Origin of the sequence: Thermogemmatispora aurantia (assembly GCF_008974285.1) — a bacterium.
GTDB lineage: Bacteria > Chloroflexota > Ktedonobacteria > Ktedonobacterales > Ktedonobacteraceae > Thermogemmatispora > Thermogemmatispora aurantia.
This window is the reverse complement of sequence record NZ_BKZV01000006.1, coordinates 12,991-30,528: the sequence shown is the minus strand read 5'-3', so window position 1 is coordinate 30,528 and position 17,538 is coordinate 12,991. Positions and strand designations below refer to the sequence as shown.

General features: G+C 61.7%; 12 protein-coding genes and 1 riboswitch. Of the genes, 5 read left to right on the top strand and 7 right to left on the bottom strand.

All coding sequences use genetic code 11. The annotated features are described in order from the left end of the window. Positions 1-127 precede the first annotated feature (127 nt). Positions 128-2,701, top strand: coding sequence for an ArnT family glycosyltransferase (locus KTAU_RS17355; RefSeq protein WP_151729563.1), 2,574 nt, complete (start codon positions 128-130; stop codon positions 2,699-2,701). Positions 2,702-2,713: 12 nt separating this feature from the next. Here KTAU_RS17355 and KTAU_RS17350 read toward each other — a convergent pair whose 3' ends face one another. Then, positions 2,714-3,451 carry an SDR family oxidoreductase gene (locus KTAU_RS17350; RefSeq protein WP_151729741.1) on the bottom strand — a complete coding sequence of 246 codons (738 nt, stop codon included), beginning with the start codon at positions 3,449-3,451 and terminating at the stop codon, positions 2,714-2,716. An 8-nt stretch (positions 3,452-3,459) separates the two neighbouring features. Further along, positions 3,460-4,821 (bottom strand): FAD-binding oxidoreductase, encoded by a 1,362-nt coding sequence (locus KTAU_RS17345; RefSeq protein WP_151729562.1) that lies wholly within the window; start codon positions 4,819-4,821, stop codon positions 3,460-3,462. Between the two features lie 384 nt (positions 4,822-5,205). Here KTAU_RS17345 and KTAU_RS17340 point away from each other — a divergent pair, with 384 nt between their 5' ends. Continuing rightward, entirely contained in the window at positions 5,206-5,853 is a 648-nt protein-coding gene (locus KTAU_RS17340) for a thiamine diphosphokinase (RefSeq protein ID WP_151729561.1), read from the top strand. A gap of 67 nt (positions 5,854-5,920) precedes the next feature. Here the strand turns inward: KTAU_RS17340 and KTAU_RS17335 are convergent, their stop codons facing one another. The 4 genes from KTAU_RS17335 to KTAU_RS17320 all read right to left on the bottom strand — a co-directional run bounded on the left by KTAU_RS17335 (position 5,921) and on the right by KTAU_RS17320 (position 11,100). Further along, positions 5,921-8,008 (bottom strand): WD40 repeat domain-containing serine/threonine protein kinase, encoded by a 2,088-nt coding sequence (locus KTAU_RS17335; protein ID WP_170293400.1) that lies wholly within the window; start codon positions 8,006-8,008, stop codon positions 5,921-5,923. 417 nt (positions 8,009-8,425) lie between these two features. Beyond that, a complete protein-coding gene (locus KTAU_RS17330) occupies positions 8,426-9,493 on the bottom strand; it encodes an ABC transporter substrate-binding protein (RefSeq protein ID WP_151729559.1) in 1,068 nt (355 codons plus the stop codon). 48 nt (positions 9,494-9,541) lie between these two features. Then, a complete protein-coding gene (locus tag KTAU_RS17325; RefSeq protein ID WP_151729558.1) occupies positions 9,542-10,333 on the bottom strand; it encodes an ABC transporter permease in 792 nt (263 codons plus the stop codon). Further along, on the bottom strand, positions 10,330-11,100 hold the full coding sequence (locus KTAU_RS17320) for an ABC transporter ATP-binding protein (protein WP_151729557.1): 771 nt from the start codon (positions 11,098-11,100) through the stop codon (positions 10,330-10,332). The genes KTAU_RS17325 and KTAU_RS17320 overlap by 4 nt, the downstream gene beginning before the upstream one ends. Before the next feature lie 408 nt (positions 11,101-11,508). Further along, positions 11,509-11,623, bottom strand: a riboswitch (TPP riboswitch). Positions 11,624-12,047: 424 nt separating this feature from the next. Here KTAU_RS17320 and KTAU_RS17315 point away from each other — a divergent pair. Then, on the top strand, positions 12,048-13,394 hold the full coding sequence (locus KTAU_RS17315; protein ID WP_151729556.1) for a hemolysin family protein: 1,347 nt from the start codon (positions 12,048-12,050) through the stop codon (positions 13,392-13,394). Between the two features lie 143 nt (positions 13,395-13,537). On the opposite strand, the gene KTAU_RS17310 is transcribed toward KTAU_RS17315, so the two are convergent. Then, the gene (locus KTAU_RS17310) at positions 13,538-14,515 is read right to left on the bottom strand and encodes an NAD(P)H-quinone oxidoreductase (protein ID WP_151729555.1); all 978 of its coding nucleotides are present in this window, start codon (positions 14,513-14,515) and stop codon (positions 13,538-13,540) included. Positions 14,516-14,807: 292 nt separating this feature from the next. Here KTAU_RS17310 and KTAU_RS17305 point away from each other — a divergent pair, with 292 nt between their 5' ends. Both KTAU_RS17305 and KTAU_RS17300 read left to right on the top strand, forming a co-directional pair. Then, complete coding sequence (locus tag KTAU_RS17305; protein ID WP_151729554.1) at positions 14,808-16,277, top strand: UDP-N-acetylmuramoyl-tripeptide--D-alanyl-D-alanine ligase; 1,470 nt, start codon at positions 14,808-14,810, stop codon at positions 16,275-16,277. 29 nt (positions 16,278-16,306) lie between these two features. Further along, the gene (locus tag KTAU_RS17300; RefSeq protein ID WP_151729553.1) at positions 16,307-17,455 is read left to right on the top strand and encodes a D-alanine--D-alanine ligase; all 1,149 of its coding nucleotides are present in this window, start codon (positions 16,307-16,309) and stop codon (positions 17,453-17,455) included. Positions 17,456-17,538: the final 83 nt, after the last annotated feature.

Below are 17,538 nucleotides of genomic sequence, written 5' to 3'. Positions count from 1 at the left end.
CACAGTACGAAAAGGAGCAGGGGGCGTCAGTGACGGCTGGGACGAGTCGCTTTGTGAAGAGCAGGCGTGGTTTATGACACTTTGGGATGCGCTCCGGTCTGTATGCAGATGAGGTGGAAGGATAGGCATGGCCAGCAGTGCAGAAGCCCCTCCCCACACTGAGCCGACGCGAGAGCGACGTCGGGCGATCTCCTGGCTCTGGCGTTGCGCGTTGCTCGGCGGCCTGTTGCTGCTCTTGTTAGGGGCCGATGCCTGGTGCTATCAGGCCGCCCTGCCGGTGGAGGTGGTGAGCCAGTCGGGTATGACGTCGTTGCTTGTGGGAGGCCAGCGCCTCACCTTAGGCCATCTGGCGCCTCTCATAGGGCTGCGCCTGCCAGCCCAGGACCCCGCTCTTCAGGAGTACCAGATCGACGGTAGCGATAGCACCAATAACTTCACGCTCGATCTCTCCTATATTCATAGTATCTCCTCTTCATGGTACTACCGCTTTCAAAGCTGGATGCGCGACTTAGGGGGGAGCAGTCGCTGGCGCAATCTCCAGGTTTGGAGTGGCAACCGTCTGCTACAGGCCGTCGCCTGGCCTGCTCCCTCGACGACGGTGAGTCTGCCGGGGAGCACGACGCTGCGTCTGCATCTTGAGCTGCAACGACCGGAGACGCCGCGCTCGCTGATTTTGATGACCGCCAGCGGTGGCATGCTGCAGATTACGCTGGATCGTAACGATCGCAGTCTGAGCTTGATCTGGCTCACCCCAGAGCTGTCCTCTCAACAGGGAACAGGATCAGCCCAGTCTATGAGGAGCGTCTTTTTTCCGCTCGATGCCGTGCCATTCGGGGCCGAGGTCGTTGATACCCTGGTGCGCTCGCTGCTCTGGGCCACGGCTTTGCTGCTTCTGTTGACGCTGATCACCAGCGCCTTGACCAGTATCGGCTCGCTGGTGGGTCAGCGACTGGTTGCTGCCCGACGTCTAGCCACCTCTCACGCCAACCAGGAAGGCGCTGGCTGCGCTCGCGCTCGGCAGCGGTCCTGGTGGACTGCCTGCGGCCAACGAGTGCCTGATTTCCTCATAGGCTGGTGGCAGCGCCTGACAACGGCGTTGCATCCACTGGCCTTGCTTGCCCTGATCGCCTCTTTGGGCTATACGCTCTGGATTGCGCGGGTCGAGTACAATGGCCAGCCTCATATCTATGATGCTGCCGCTTACGTCTTCGCCGCCAAAATGTACGCCCAGGGGCGGCTAGCTGTACCCCTTCCGCCTACGCCCGACCTCTTTCCCGGTCCCTTCATGGTTCAGTTTGACGGTCGCTGGTTCGCTCAATATCCACCCGGCACCGCTCTCACGTTGGTGCCGGGCTTCTGGCTCGGTCTGCCCTACGCCGTCGAGCCGATCCTCGGGACATTAGCTCTGCTGGGCATCGGTCTCATTGCTGCCCGTCTCTACGACCGCACGGTCGCTACGCTGACTGTGCTGCTGGGGGTGCTCTCACCGTTCTATAGCTATCTGGCGGCCTCCTACCTCAGTCACACTATTACACTCTTCTATCTTGTCTGGGGTTTCTGGGCGCTGCTCCGCTTTCAGCAAGAGGGCAAGCTCTGGGGACCACCCCTGGCAGCGCTCTGCTTCGGGCTGGCTTATCTGACACGCGAGCAGGTGGCGCTGCTTTATATTGCTATGCTGAGCGGTGCCACCCTCTTTGCTGCCTGGCGACGCTGGCGTCCCTGGCCGGATGCCTGGCTACGAGCCTTGACCGTCTCCAGTCTGATCCTTTTGCTCTTCTTCATCCTCGACCTGCTGTACAATCTGGCCCTGACGGGCAACCCGTTGATTACTCCGCGCGAGCTGTTCTTCGCTGGCGACCGCTGGGGCTTCGGTCAGGGTATCGGCTTCTACGGCGCCCACACTCTGGCCGCCGGTCTGGTCAACCTTGACGAGCAGCTCACGATTCTGGCGATCGATCTCTTCGGCTGGCCCTTCTATCTCACGCTGGCCCTGCCGCTGTTGCCCTTCGTGAGCGGCCAGAGCCGGATCGCAGACTGGCTACTGTTAGCGGGGACGGCGGCTATCGCGCTGGCTTTTGTGGGCTACTTTTACCACGGCATCTATCTGGGGCCGCGCTACCTCTACGAGACGCTACCCTTTCTACTCATGCTGAGTGCCCGCGGTCTGGTGGCCCTGGCCCGCTACGAGCAGGCCATTGCCCGGAGCATTGGGCAGGCTTGGAGAGGTCGCTCGGTCAGCCGGGCGGGCCAGCCTCAGCAGGGGGCCAGTGCGCTCCCTCAGACGACAGCAGAGCAAGAACCGATCATCGGGCGCTCCCTGGTGGGTCTGCTGGCACAAAGCTGCCCGCTGACGGTCTTGCTCTTCAGTGGACTCCTGGCCTGTAATCTTCTCTACTACACCCCGCGACAGATCAGCCTCTATCAGAACTACAGCGGGCTGCCAGCCGGAACGCAGATCAATCTGCAGGCCATCTACCAGCCGCCGGTGCACCACGCCATTGTCGTCACCACCGACCTGACCCTCTACGATTTCGTCCTCTTCCCCCTCAATAATCCCCTCTTAGGGCAGGGGGATATCATCTATGCCAGGGCCAGCGAGCCAGAGGAGTTTGAGCGCCTGCGCCGCGCCTTCCCAGGCCGCCCCCTCTACCTCCTGGAGGTCGGGCCCAACGGCCAAGTCACCTACCTGCCTCTGCCTTGAGCCGGCAGCAGGCTAGAGCGAGAGGCGCTGAAAGACGCGCTCAGGAATCAGACGAATAATGAGCATCACCAGGCGCCAATAGCCGGGCAAATAGACCACCGGACGGCCCTGCTGCATGGCCCGGTAGACGCCACGACCAACGCGGCGCGCGCTGGCGAAGAGCAGTCCCTTGCGCAGATGGGCCGTCATTGGTGTATCGACCAGTCCTGGTTTAATGGTCACGACGGCCACGCCGTGCCTGGCCAGGCGAGCACGCAGGCCCTGTAAGAAGAGGGAGACCGCCCCCTTGGCTGCACCATAGACATAGTTGCTGGGGCGACCGCGATCGCCTGCTACCGAAGAGAGCACCGCAATGCAGCCGCGCCCACGCTGCTCAAAATAGTTCGCGGCCAGCGTCAGCAGCGCGATGACACTGAGGGCATTGGTCTGAAACTCGCGCAGCGTCTCCTCAACGCTCAGCTCGCACTTATGCTGATCGCCGAGAGTACCGTGCGCGATCAGCAAGCCATCCAGCCAGCCGAAGGCGGCTACGGCGGCGTCGAGCATCTCCTGATGGCGCGCTACATCGTTGACATCCAGGACAAAGGTTTCGATGCGCTGAGCCCCACGCACCTGCAGATCGGCGGCCACCGTCTCCAGCTTTTCCGGGTTGCGCCCAACCAGAAACAACTCGGCGCCTCGGGCCGCCATGCACTTCGCCGCCTCGTAGGCGATGGCCGAGGTTGCGCCAACAATCACAACTTTCTGCAACACCATAGTCAAACCTCTACCGTGGCAGACTGTTCCCGCGAGGGTACGAGGGCCATCCGCCGCCAGAAACTGGATGAGAACTTCGGATCAACATAGCGCATAAACTCCTGCCAGCGTGGGAAGAAGCGCTTGAAATCCTCGCCATGCATGCGGGCATCCTTGGCCGGGTAAAGCGCCCCGCCGCTCTCGCGCACCAGCGCGTCCAGCTCGTCGAAGAGGCGCAGGGTCTTCGGCCCCTGGTTGGCGAAATCCAGCGCCAGGGTCAGGCCCGGGCGCGGGAAGGAGAGCAGGCCAGGCGAGCGTACGTCACCAAACTTCTTCAGGACCGCCAGGAACGAACCCTGACCGGAGCGACTGATGCGCTGCAGGATCTCCTTCATCACATCGTAGCCCTGATCGTACGGCACCACACACTGATACTGGAAGAACCCGCGTGGTCCATACATGCGGTTCCAGTCATGAATAGAGTCTAGAGGGTAGAAGAAAGGTTCATAAGGAATTACTTTAAAGACACGCTTCTGAAGCTGAGAGTGATCATAGAGTGTATTGAAGATTTTCAGCGTTAGCGTGTTCAAGGTAAAGGAAGGCAGATCCACGGGCACAGCCAGCGGCAGCTTGCGCGGCAGCGGCTTGCGAGCATAGTCGGGAGACTGATTATGATTGCCGCGCATAAAGATGCCTCGTCCGAGCTTGCTTCCGCTGGCCAGGCAGTCGACCCAGGCTACCGTATACTCATACTGCTCGTCGGATTCGGCGCACAGCTCCATAAACTCTTCGAGCGAATCGTAGCGGATACGCTCCATATCGATATAGGGATTGTGAATGCGCTTCAAGCGAAATTCGGCCCAGAGGATCAAGCCCGTTAGGCCGAGGCCGCCGATTGTTGCCTCAAACAGCTCGCGATTCTCAGTCGGCGAGCAGACCAGGCGCTCGCCATTCGAGCGCAGCAACTCGAAGCGCGTGACGTGGCAGCCGAAGGTCCCCGCCTTATGATGGTTCTTGCCATGAATATCGTTGGCGATCGCCCCACCCACCGATACAAATTTCGTGCCCGGAGAGACCGGCAGGAACCAGCCCCGAGGCACAATCAGATCCAGAACCTCGGCCAGCGAGACGCCGGCCTCGCAGCGCAACAGTCCTTGCTCTTCATCAAAAGCCAGAAAACGCCGCAGGTGACTGGTCACCAGCACCGTTCCATTTTCGTTAAGACAGCTATCGCCATAGCTGCGGCCATAGCCGTAGGCCAGCAGCGGCCCGGGCAGGGTCCGCAGATCAGGCAGTTGATCGCGCCAGTAGATCGGTACGACGCGCGCCGGTTTGACGCGTGGGTAACGCCCCCATGATTGCGGTATCGCTTGCGTGGAAAGCATTGCTTGTTTCCCCCACGTGGCGAAGTGAAGACTTCCACCTGTAGAACGGATAATTCTCCAAGAGAGCTACGCGCTGGCCAGTTGGCAGGCTGGCAAATCAGCAGCAGGAGGTCGCTCAGCGACCCTCAGCGACTGGTAGTGAAAGAGGAGAAGCAAGCGGGCAGCCGCAGACAGCCAGAAGCCTTCCAGCCAACCAGGGCCATTGTACGTCATTATTCGCCGCTTTGCACGTCTCTGCCCCTTTCTGGCCCTCGTTTGCTATGCTGGCAAGATGGTACAATGCTCTCCAGTTGAGATCTGCCCGCCCTGACCTGCCCGAGCAGAGCTAACCAACCAACGGTGGGGCGGCGGCAACTATGGAAAGAAAGGAGTCCAAGCGCTGAGATGCAGGCGGTGATCTTCGCCGGTGGAACGCTGCGCCCGAGCCTTCTGATTGAGGAGGCTCTACGCCAGGCAGACCTGATTCTGGCGGCAGATGGTGGGGCCGAGAGCGCTCTTCGCCTGGGCCGGCAACCAGAGGTCGTACTGGGAGACCTGGATTCGCTCGCTCCTGCCCTGGCTGCCCAACTTGAGGCTGCCGGCTGCCGTTTTGTGCAAACGCCTGTCGAGAAGAACGAGACCGATAGCGAGCTGGCGCTCCAGTATGCCATTGAGCAGGGAGCAACGGCTGTGACCATCCTGGGAGCCTGGGGTGGGGCCCGCTGCGACCACGCGCTGGCCAACGTACTGCTGCTGGCAGCCTACGATCAGGTAGCAGTACGCCTTATCGATGGGCCATCAATCTGCTGGCTACTACGCGGCCCCGGCGTCACGCAGGTCCGTGGTCAGGTCGGCGATCTGGTCTCGCTGCTGCCTCTGGCGGGCGATGCTGAGGGCGTCGCTACTCAGGGGCTGTACTATTCGCTGCACGGGGAGACGCTCGTCTTTGGCCGGCCCCGCGGTGTCAGCAACCAGCTGATCCAGCCGGAGGCCAGCGTCACTCTGGTCAGCGGGCAGCTCCTGATCATCCATACGCGCAGCGACCTCCTCTGAGCTGCCCCCGCTACGTCGTTGGCAGCCAGCGGCTCGCCTCTCGCTCTCCAGCCCCCTGCCACGGGCACTAGCCGCTGCTGCTCACACTCCAGACACGCACGCTTTTCCCTCCTGTGGAAGCCAGCAGTCCGCCATTGAGGGCCCAATCCACTGCTGCCACGTTCCCTTCCTGCTCTTCATAGGTGTAGAGCGGACTGTAAGCGGTCATGCTAGCCAGCCAAATGGTGGCCTGATTGCCACTGGCGGTCAGCAGCAGGCGACTATCCGGCGACCAGGCCAGAGCGGTGCAGGGGGACGATGAGACGACCTGACCGCCCAGAAAGGCGCTGCCCTGTAGACTGATCAAGACAACCTGGCCGTCGGCGCCGGCTCCCGCTAGCTGCGAGCCATCGGGCGACCAGGCCAGCGCTAGTAGAGCCACAGGCTGCCCGCTCACAACATCGAGTATGGTCTGATGCCCGCTCAGCGCTGCACTGCTCGTATCCCACAGCAGTACATTGCCTTGCTCATCGGCAGAGGCCAGGCTAGTAGTCGCCGGTGACCAGCTCAGAGCGTTGATCGGCGCACGACTCCTGTCCAGGAGCAGCAAGCTGCGCACGCCAGTGCTGGCATCCCACACCTGCACGCTGCCATCGACTCCCCCCGAGGCGAATACACCTACTGCGCTCCCCTTGACTGCGCGCACAGCTCCCCGATGGCCCCGATACACGAGCAGACGCCGCTGTTGTGCTACATCCCAGACCTGCACCGTGCCATCTTCGCTGCTCGAAGCCAGCACACTGGTGCCAGGCAGCCAGGCGAGGGAAGTAATGGCTGCGTGATGATCATCATAGTGCAGCAGCAGCTCGCCAGAGAGCGGCTCCCAGACGTGAACGGCATGAGCCAGGTCGCCAGAGGCCAGATACTGCCCGTCGCTGGAGAAGGCCACAGCGCGAACCGGAGCCTGATGGCCGCGGTAGCTCAGGGCCAGGCGCACGCTCACACGTGGGAGTGAGAGCAGATTGGCCGCCGGCGTGCGCGCGAAGACGGTAGGCGTTTGGAGGCTGGACGAGGCCGAGATCAGCGGCAGATCCAGCTCGCGCGCTCCCAAAAGGCCCACCACAGCCCCCAGGAGAAAAGGACCGGCAAAGAGCAGCAAACGGCGCGGCAGCGTTGGAGCCGGAGATGCGGCTGCCGCCGATGGCGCCGCAGATGAGAGCTGGGCCACCTGGCGTCGGCGTTTCCCCCGGGTCGGGGGCGGCTGCTGACTCGGCCTGCGGCTGCTAGTCCGCTGGTCCCGTGGAAGCTGGAGACGGATCAAATCAAGCTGGCGTCGCACTTCTGCGGCACTGGCTGGCCGTTTTTGGGGGGAGATCTCCACCATGCGCGCCACCAGCTCATCCAACTCTGGCGGGAGCGAAGGATCAAAGGAGCGTAGCGAGGCGAAGCGCAACGGGGCCTCCGAAGGGTCAACGCCTGTCAGCATCTGGTGGAGCGTGGCCCCCAGCCCATAGATATCGGCCTGCGGCGTACTCTGTGCCCTGCCATATTGCTCGGGGGCCGCATAGCCAGGCGAACCCAGCGCCAGCGTATCGCGGCTCTGACCCGGCTTGAAACGTCGTGCGATCCCAAAGTCAATCAGGCAGACCCGCCCGGCGACACTATCAAGCATGATATTGGCCGGTTTCAGGTCACGGAAGATGATCGGCACAGGGCGCGAATGCAAGTACTCCAGAACGGTGCAGAGTTGAATGGCAATCTCCAGGGCCTCCGCGAGAGGAAGGCGACCATCCTGGCTGCGCAGCAAGCGCTCCTCCAGCGTCTCGCCCTGAATGAATTCCATGACCAGGTAGCAGCAATCCTGTTCGGTAAAATACTCGTAAACTTCCGGCAAGCTAGGATGACGCAGGGTCGCCAGTAGCGAGGCCTCACTGTAGAAGGCGGCCATTGTCTCAGCAGCCACGCGCGGCTCCAAATGAAAGGCCACGATCTCTTTGATGGCCACGCGGCGCTCGCCTTCGTGCAGATCGCTGGCTTCATAGACAGCCCCCGAACCGCCGCGTCCCAAAATACGCAAAATATGATAGCGCTCTCGCAAGACCATACCGGGCCAGAGCGGCACGAGCGAACGGCTGTCTACCGGTTCTTCCTCCGTTTCAGGCTCCAGCCTGATCACAGCCGGCCTTCCCTGCGCCGGCGAAGAGTTGGCAATGGCGGCAGACTTGGCAGCAGGCAAGAGGGAGGCCTGGCAGTATTGGCAGATCTGGGTTCCCTGGCTGTTGGCAGCCCCGCACGTCGGGCAAAAGATAGGCTGGTCAGATGTTTGCATGATGGTGGTTCTTCACACCAAGGCTAGAGCAGCTTATCAAGAAGATAGATCCAGCATGGCAGGATATCCATCTATTAGATGAAACGAAGAGAGTGCGCCGAGGTATCGGCTTTCTCCCGCCTTGCCTGCCCAGCTGCTCTAGTCAAGGACGACACCATAGAGCCACCCAAAAGCACAGCGGCCAACGGCAGAGCTGACTGGCCACACGCTCTTCCGTTGGCCGCCATCCACCCTGCCCGGCACAAGCCAGCGCCAGGCGATCAATTAGTGAGGCAGGAAGGCATTGGTATAGAGCGAGTCGAAGTTGAGCGAGCGCACGACCTGACCGGCACTATTCTTAATCTGGCCCGTATCCAGGATGAACTGAGGATAACCATGCCAGGGGGCAGAGTCCTGCCAGCCCCACTGGCGACCTGGGTCAGCGTAGCGCGGACTCAAGAATGCCTGGCTAGCGTAGACCAGGCCGGGATCGGGAAAAGTGCCCTTGGGAGCCATATTGAGCAGCATCTGCGCCGCCTCACGCGGATGCTGGCGCGCATATTCATAGCCGCGCGCCGTCGCCGCCATGAAGCGACGCAGTACATCTGGCTCCTCCTTGATCTGGCGCGGCCCCGTAATCAAGGTCGGGGTATAGTAATCGGGAATACCATAGCTGGTCACCGGGAAGACATTCAGCTGCACCCCCTGGCGCTGAGCCTGAATAACCTCCCAGCCTTCAAAGACCCAGACGAAGTCAACGCGGCCCGTCTCCAGGGCCTGCATACTATCGACATCCAGGGTGACGCTGCGAAAGATCCCCTTGCCACCGTCGTGCTTGATAATGGCGCTCACCACCGCCGTCTCATAAGGCGCGCCGAAAGCTGCATAGACCTTGCCATCGAGATCGCGCGGACGCTTCAGGCCAGACTTGGCCAGCGTCACCAGCGCCGAAGTATTATGCTGAATAATAGCAGCGATCGAGACCACAGGCTGGCCGAGGGCCGCATCGGTGACCACGCCCTCGGTCGAGCTAATGCCCACATCGGCCTTGCCAGTACTGACCAGCACGTCGGGCGAGACATTCGAAGAAAAGGGGAGGATCTCCAGTCTGATCCCCTCCTGGGCGTACCAGCCCTGGGCCAGGGCCACATAAATACCTGTGTGATTGGTATTGGGCGTCCAATCGAGGGCCAGCTTGACCGTCGTCAGGGGCCGCGCTGTACCAGTGCCGGCGGGGCCAGTGCTGGCACCAGAGCTGGCGCCATGCTGCTGCCAGAGGAAGGCCCCAACGACTACCACAATGACCAGTAGCGGGATCACAATACTCAATGTCAAACGCGTTCTGTTGTTCATAAGCAACCTATCCTTTCAAGTCAAGCCCCAGAGCTGAGGCACGAGGGTTCAGCGCTGCGTGCGTGCCTGGGTAAAATACCAGGGAAGGGCCAGACGCTCACAGAGGGCCACCAGGCCAAAGAGCAGGATGGTCAAGACGACAGTAATCAGGACCGCCGCCAACACATTGGCCATCGCAAAGGAGTTGGCCGAGGTCTCCATATAGAGGCCCAGGCCCTTCTCGGCACCGACGTACTCGCCGACAATGGCCCCCGTAACGCTGTAGGTGACGGCAATGCGCAAGCCGGAGAAGAAGGCCGGTAAGGCTCCTGGCAGACGCACCAACCAGAGGATCTGCCAGCGCGAGGCGCGCATGCTCCGCAGGACTTTGATCAGCTCCGGCTCGACGCTGAGCAGACCATCAGCACAGGCTACGGCGATGGGAAAAAAGCAGTAGAGAATCACCAGCAAGACCTTGGGCAGCAAGCCATAGCCGAACCAGACCAGCAGTAACGGCGCCAGCGCCACCATCGGAATGGTCTGCGAGGTCAAGAGCAGCGGGTAAAGCGCGCGCCGCACCCAGGGAGAGAGGTCGAGCAGCACGGCGATGAGCAGGCCCAAAACCACCGAGATAGCCAGGCCGATCAGAGTCTCAACCAGCGTCTGCAAGGTATGCTCGTAGAGCAGGCCCCAGTTCGCCACCAGAGCCTGCAACATGGCCGTCGGCGCCGGCAGAATAAAAGGACTCACCCGGGCCAGGCGCACATAGCTTTCCCAGAGCACGAGGAGAAGGGTGGCGAGAATGATGGCCGGTCCATAGCTGGCCAGCTTGCGCAGACTACTCAGAGTGCCGTCCTTCATGCTCTCTGCTCCTTCAGCAGTAAGCTGATCAATTCCTGTTCGAGGCTGGCAGCCGCGGGCGTGGCTAGCTGCTCAGGACGTCGCGGGCGCGGCAGTTCTACCCTGACAACGCGCAGTACCCGGGCCGGACGAGCGCTGAAAATGTAGATGCGGTCAGAGAGCAGGATGGCCTCACGAACATCATGAGTAATAAAGAGGATACTCGACTTAAGGCTCTGCCACAGCTCCTGCAGCCACATCTGCAAAGAGAGGCGGGTCAAAGCATCGAGAGCACCGAAAGGCTCATCTAACAGGAGAAAAGAGGGATGAAAGAGTACGGTGCGCAGCAAGGCCACACGCTGGCTCATCCCGCCGGAGAGCGAGGCCGGGTAATGATCAGCGAACTCGCTCAGGCCGAAGCGCTTGAGCAGCTCGTGAGCCTGCTCGCGCGCGAGCTTGCGCGGAACCCGGCGAATGTCCAGGCCCAACATCACATTCTCCTCGACGGTGCGCCAGGGCAGGAGCAGCGGCTGTTGCGGCATATAGCCCGTTTTGCCAGCGCGCTCGCCATTGACTTCGCCATCCAGCATAATGGTGCCATCAGTCGGTTCCTCAACCCCGGCAATGATGTTGAACAGGGTACTTTTGCCGCAGCCACTGGGGCCAATGATGGTTACAAACTCGCCCGCGTTGACCGTCAGATCGATGCCAGCTAGCGCCTCCACGCTCTGTCTTCCAGCGCGGTAGCGGTACGTGACCCCCTCAAGCTGCAATTTGGGCGAATGCATCGCTGTTGCTCCACTATCGCTAACAAGGCTGAGTCTGCGCAGCTAGCAGGCGCGCAGAATGGAGCGCTGAAGGGGGCCGAGACAGCCATTGGCAGGAGAGGAACCCAAAGCAGAGGCATGGAGAGCAGAGCAGAGCGGGCCTGGCGGCAATGACTCGCTCTTCCGCCCCTGGCCCAGCTCAGAGCTGGTAGCGAGCTGAGCAATCAACTGAGCAGGGAAAGAGGCAGCCACGCACAACAAACCAATCTGCATCTGTAGCGACGCTCACCGTGCGCTGCGCCGCCGCGGCCTTGATTCGCACAGCGGCGATCAAGTTTGGTACGTGGCAATGAGACAGACTGCTCACATGCATCCCCCTCGCCGGATTGACTCACTCAGGACCGGAGCATCTCACGCGAGCGCCGAGGGCGGATGCGCTCGCCGCTTCCCTCCGCTGGTATTACCCAGATCAGGTTTTCAGGGTCGGCAAGCCATCTGTCGATGGCCGCCCTCTCAGCCTGGAACGGCTCCCCTAGCAGCGCCATTAGATACAGGACAGTACTGAAAACGCTGTGCTTGACGCTTCCCAAGAATCTGCAGGTGCCGCGCCGTGCGCCCGGTTTGTTTGACCGTTTGCTCGCTAGCCCTGCATCGCTATTATAGCCCATAAGCGCGACCGCTGTGAAGTGAGAGCACCCCGGGCTGTGGCGAAGGGCAGTGCTGCTGGCGCCAGGCGGCGCCCGTCAGACACTCACCCTGGAGAGACGGAGATGTTAGAATAGAGACTACTCCTGCTGGGTACTGTCCAGACGTGCGAGCCTGACACAGCATCGTGCTGCTAGGTGAGCAGATACCCAGGACACGGTATCAGCTCCCATTACGCCCACTTGCTACGCAGTCAGGCTGCTGGCACAGTGCCTGAGAGATCACGATACAGAGAAGAGGACAGAAGAGAGGAGAGCGGAGGCATGTCCGGTAGACTCGGCATCGAATTGCTCATTATTTTTCTATTAATGGTCGCCAACGGCTTCTTCGCAGCTTCAGAAATTGCCACCGTTTCGGCGCGACGTGGCAGGTTACAGCAGCAGGCGGAGGCTGGGAAGAAACGGGCCCGACAGGCCCTGGAGCTGGCCGAGGAACCGGACCGCTTTCTCGCGACCGTCCAGGTAGGTATTACCCTTATCAGTACCCTGGCTGCAGCCTTCAGCGGCGCCAGCCTGAGCGGTCCCCTGGCAGCCTGGCTGCGCACGCTGCCCCTCGTCGGCGCTTACGCCGATAGCCTGGCGCTGGCCATCGATGTCCTGCTGATCACCTACTTCACGCTGGTGATCGGCGAGCTGGCCCCCAAACGTCTGGCCTTGCAGCATGCCGAAAGCGTGGCCAGTGCCGCCGCTCCCGTCATGAGTCTGCTATCGCGCCTCGCCCGCCCCATCGTCGGCCTGCTCACGCTCTCCACAAACCTCCTGCTACGCCTGCTCGGCCAGCGTACAGACACTCAGCCCGAGGTCACCGAGGAAGACATCGTCTACCTGACCCATGAAGGTTTCACCAGCGGAGCAGTCGAGCGCGAAGAGGAGGAGTTTATCCGTCGCGCCCTCCACTTTGCAGACCGCACTGTGCGCGAGGTGATGCGCCCGCGCAGCGAAGTTGTGGCCATCGAAGCCAGCGCTCCTCTCGAAGAGGTAGCGCGTGTCTTCCGCGAGAGCGGCTACAGCCGCCTACCGGTCTACCGAGACACGATCGACAACGTTCTCGGTATCCTGCACGCCAAAGACCTGCTCTACATGTTGACTGGCAGCACCAGCCGAGACTATCTACGCCTGTTGCGCACACCGATCTTTGCTCTGGAGCAGCAGCACCTGGACGATTTGCTGCGCCGCTTCAAGCGCGAGCGGGCCCAGATTGCTATGGTCATCGACGAATACAGTCAGGTGAGCGGCCTGGTCACAATGGAGGATCTGCTAGAGGAATTGGTAGGCGAGATCCAGGATGAGTACGATGTGGACGAAGAGCGCAGCATCGTGCAGCGGGAAGATGGCTCGTGGCTGGTCGATGGCCTGGAGAGCTACGAAACAGTCCGCGAACAGATCGGGCTGCCACCCATTCCCGAGGAGGAGCGCGGCCAATACAGCAGCATCGCCGGTCTGGTGCAGGCCCATCTTGATCGCATTCCCCACGAAGGAGACCGGATCACCCTGGGCACCTTTGAGCTGGAAGTCGTTGACATGGATGGGCGGCGCGTCGATAAAGTGCTGATCCGCCAGCGACAGGCAGGCGAGCAGACACGCGAAGACGAGCAAGAGACCTCAGCCTGAAGCAGGCCCCTGAGTGACCTCGCGACCGCGCTCCGCGCCGGCGAGCAGCCGCTCTCGGATTGCCAGCCACTGCCGCTAGCCGCCATCGACTCGCCGGCGCTTGGCTTGGGCGAACCGGTCAGTGTACAAAAAGGCAAAGCCAACTACGTGAGGGAGAGTACCAGTTTCCCGAAGTTACGATTCTCACCCATATGACGATGGGCCTCGGCGACCTCTTCCAGAGGATAGACGCGCTCGATGACCGGCTTCACTCTGCCGCTCGCCAACAAAGGCAGCACCGAGGTGGCAAAGCGGCGTGTGACAGCCAGCTTCTCCTCCAGGCTGCGCGCACGCAAGGTTGAGCCGCGAATCTGCAGGCGTTTGGCCATCAGCAGCCCAAGATTGATCCCGGCCTGGGCCCCGCCCATCGTGGCCAGAATGACCATGCGCCCCCAGGGAGCAAGGGCTTCCATATTCTGCGCCAGATAGGCAGAGCCAACGAAGTCGAGCACCACCTGTACGCCCTCTCCTCCTGTCAAACGCTGGACCTCAGCGGCGAAATTCTGAGCAGTGAGAGCATGGTCCAGCCCCAGCTCACGGGCTTGCTCCAGCTTGGCCGCTGTGCGCGCGGTGCCAAACGTAATAGCCCCGGCAGCATGGGCCAGCTGGATGGCTGCCGTGCCTACGCCACTGCCGGCAGCATGGATCAGCACGCGCTCGCCCATCTGCAGGCCCGCCTGAGTAAAGAGGGCGTCGTGAGCGGTCATGAAGACCTCGGGAATACTCGCTGCCTGTACGAAGTCGAGGCGGTCGGGGATCTCCACCAGCAACCCTTCATGAACGACGATGTACTCGGCCTGTGCTCCCCCTCCGGCCAGACCCATCACGCGCTGACCCGGTCGCCAACGGCGCGCCAGTGGCCCCACCGCATCGACGGTCCCCGCAAACTCCAGCCCGGGAATATCAGAGGGCACATCGGGCGGCGCAGGATAGCCACCCGCACGCTGCAGCAAATCGGCGCGATTGAGGCCGGCGGCATGGACACGCACACGAACCTGATCACCCTGGGGTTCCGGCATCGGCACTTCACGAATAGCCAGGACCTCGGGGCCTCCGGGACGAGTGATCACAACTGCTCGCATCAAAACTGTTCCTCCATTCCATCAGATTCCATGTCGGACTGCAGGCTGCCTGCAGCCCGTACTCTCCTCCTTTAACCTTATCACATTTCTCCCCGAGCCGCGGCCTCAAGCTGGACTCGGTCTGCCCTGGTTGCCAGGAACGTATGCGAGCGGTAGAGGCTATGGTATAATGGCCCCAAGAATCCGTAGTTCGCAAGCCCGCACATCGGTCCTGACCAGAGAGGCAGATCACCCGATAGGAGTAGTAAAGTAGCAGATACTGGCAGAGGAGAGAGGAGAGGACGCAGCTTCTATGTTTACCCTTAGCGACATTCGGCAGGCCTGCGGCGACAGCGCTCGCTTCTACGGTCTGGCCTCCGAGGAAACGGAGCGCCTTTTCCCAGCAGCCCACCACGATAGCCGCCAGATCGAACCCGGAGATCTGTTCATTGCCCTCAAGGGCCAGCATGTCGATGGCCATCACTTCATTCCCAATGCTGCGCGCCAGGGGGCTGGCGGCGCCCTCTGCAGTCAACCCGCCGAGGACGTCCCCCCGTCCTTCTTGCAGATTGTTGTCCCCGATGTCCTTCAGGCCCTACATGCCATCGCCCGCCAGCGTGCCCAGCGCCAGCAAGGCACTATCTTCATTGGTATTACCGGCAGCAACGGAAAAACCAGCACGAAAGAGGCTATCGCTACTGTTCTTAGCAGGCAGGCGCCGACCCTCAAAACCTTCGCCTCCTATAATAACGAGATCGGCTATCCCCTGACGCTGCTGCGTCTGGAGCCGCAGCACCGCTACGCCGTGCTCGAAATGGGGGCCCAGTGGGTAGGAGAGCTGGCCTGGCTCTGCAGAACCATCGCCCGCCCACACTGGTCGGTCATTACCAACGTCGGCAGCGCTCATCTCGAATTCTTCAAATCAGTCGAGGGTATTGTCCAGGCCAAAGGCGAACTGGTTGAGGCCCTGCCTCCCGATGGTATCGCCTTCCTCAACTATGATGATCCGCGCGTACGCGGTATGGCAGCCCGCACCCAGGCGCGTGTCGTCTACTACGGTACCGGCGAGCAGGCAGAGGTACGAGCCATTCCTGATGGAGGTGACCCACTGCGCGGGCGGCGCTTTCTCCTGAGCTATCACGGCGAGCAGTGTCCAGTTCAGCTGCACATTCCTGGTGACCACGGCATCTACATCGCCCTCGCAGCGGCGGCGGTTGGCTGTGCCGCGGGCCTGCCCCTGGCCGAAATTCGCGCCGCCCTGGAATCGCTGGCGCCGGTCAAAGGACGGGGCGAAATCAAGCCAGGGCCAAACGGCAGCACCCTCATCGACGACAGCTACAACGCCAGTGCCGAATCGATCATCGCCATCGCGCGCGCCATGCAGGCCACACCAGTCGAGGAAGGAGGGCGGCGCTGGGCCGTGCTGGGTGACATCTTCGAGCTAGGACCCCACGCCGAGCGCGAGCACCGGCGTGCCGGCGAGGCCCTTGGTGGCCTCGTTGATTATGTAGTGGCCATTGGTGATCAGGCCCGCCACTACGTCGAGGGAGCCAGAGCAGCCGGCCTGCCCTTGGAGCGCACCCACTATTTCCCCGCTGACCCGCATGACCGTAGCGCTCTGGAAGAGGCCAAGCGCGCCGCGGCAGCCCTGCTGATGGCGGAGGTCCAACCCGCTGACCTGGTCCTGCTCAAAGGCTCGCGCGGCATGGCGATGGAAACCATGCTCAAACTGTGGTCAGCAGAACCAGGGGCTTCTGCCGGGCGGACAGGCGGCCCACAATAAGAGGGAAGAGAGGAAGGAGAGAGCAGAGCATGCAGCACTCCCAACCGAAGACGCGCAAGCTGCGCGTTGGCGTCATTTTCGGTGGCCGCTCGGGCGAACACGAAGTCTCCATCGCCTCTGCCACCTCGATCATCGAGCACCTCGACCCCAACAAATATGAGGTTGTACCTATTGCCATCACTCAGGAAGGGCGCTGGCTGCTCGGCGCCGCCCCACAGCGCCTGCTTGCTGCCGAAACAGGTCAAGAGGGGACAGTCCTCAGCGAGAGCCTGGCAGTGACCCTGCCAGGTGATCCGACTGTGGGGCGCCTGGTGCCGCTGAACCAGTCCGAGAACGTTGGGCAGGCCCTTGAAGCAGGCCGGGTCGACGTCATCTTTCCAGTGCTGCACGGCACCTACGGCGAAGATGGCACCCTCCAGGGGCTGCTAGAGATGGCCGGCGTGCCCTACGTTGGCTGCGGCGTCCTGGGGTCCGCCCTGGGTATGGACAAAGAAAAAATGAAAATGATCTTCCAGGCCGTTGGCCTTCCCATCGTCGACTACCTGGTCTACCGTCGCCACGACTGGGAGCGTGACCCCGGCCCCATCCTCGAAGCCGTGGAGGCCCGGCTGGGCTATCCCTGCTTCGTCAAGCCGGTTAACCTCGGCTCCAGCGTTGGCATCAGCAAAGCCCACAACCGCAAGGAGCTGGAACAGGCCATTGCCTTCGCCGCCGAATACGACCGCAAAATCATCGTCGAGCGCGGCATCGACTGCCGTGAGCTGGAGTGCGCCGTTCTGGGGAACGACGAGCCGCTGGCCTCAGTGGTAGGCGAAATCATCCCCAGCAACGAATTCTACGACTATCGCGCCAAGTACATTGACAACCGCTCCCAGATTGTCATACCCGCTGACCTTCCACAGGAGACTGCCGAGCAGGTGCGGCGCTACGCTGTTCAGGCCTTTCTGGCCCTTGACCTGAGCGGCCTGGCGCGCGTCGACTTCTTCCTGCAGAAAGCCAGTGGACAGCTCTACATCAACGAAGTCAACACCATGCCGGGCTTCACCACCATCAGCATGTACCCGAAGCTCTGGCAGGCCAGCGGCCTGCCCTACGAGCAGCTCCTCGATCACCTGATCGAGCTAGCCCTGGAGCGCCACACCGACCGGCAGCGCAACCGCACCCGGCTCCAGCTCTAGCCAGCCAGCCAGCCAGTCGGACAGTCGGACAGACAAGCAGCCAGGAAGCCAGAGAGCACACAGGTCAGTATCAGCACAGCAGC

Bases quoted from the DNA above. Each gene is read 5' to 3' on its own strand.
- KTAU_RS17355 (WP_151729563.1), top strand. From the start codon at position 128: ATGGCCAGCAGTGCAGAAGCCCCTCCCCACACTGAGCCGACGCGAGAG.
- KTAU_RS17345 (WP_151729562.1), bottom strand. From the start codon at position 4,821: ATGCTTTCCACGCAAGCGATACCGCAATCATGGGGGCGTTACCCACGC.
- KTAU_RS17340 (WP_151729561.1), top strand. From the start codon at position 5,206: ATGCAGGCGGTGATCTTCGCCGGTGGAACGCTGCGCCCGAGCCTTCTG.
- KTAU_RS17330 (WP_151729559.1), bottom strand. From the start codon at position 9,493: ATGAACAACAGAACGCGTTTGACATTGAGTATTGTGATCCCGCTACTG.
- KTAU_RS17325 (WP_151729558.1), bottom strand. From the start codon at position 10,333: ATGAAGGACGGCACTCTGAGTAGTCTGCGCAAGCTGGCCAGCTATGGA.
- KTAU_RS17320 (WP_151729557.1), bottom strand. From the start codon at position 11,100: ATGCATTCGCCCAAATTGCAGCTTGAGGGGGTCACGTACCGCTACCGC.
- KTAU_RS17315 (WP_151729556.1), top strand. From the start codon at position 12,048: ATGTCCGGTAGACTCGGCATCGAATTGCTCATTATTTTTCTATTAATG.
- KTAU_RS17310 (WP_151729555.1), bottom strand. From the start codon at position 14,515: ATGCGAGCAGTTGTGATCACTCGTCCCGGAGGCCCCGAGGTCCTGGCT.
- KTAU_RS17305 (WP_151729554.1), top strand. From the start codon at position 14,808: ATGTTTACCCTTAGCGACATTCGGCAGGCCTGCGGCGACAGCGCTCGC.
- KTAU_RS17300 (WP_151729553.1), top strand. From the start codon at position 16,307: ATGCAGCACTCCCAACCGAAGACGCGCAAGCTGCGCGTTGGCGTCATT.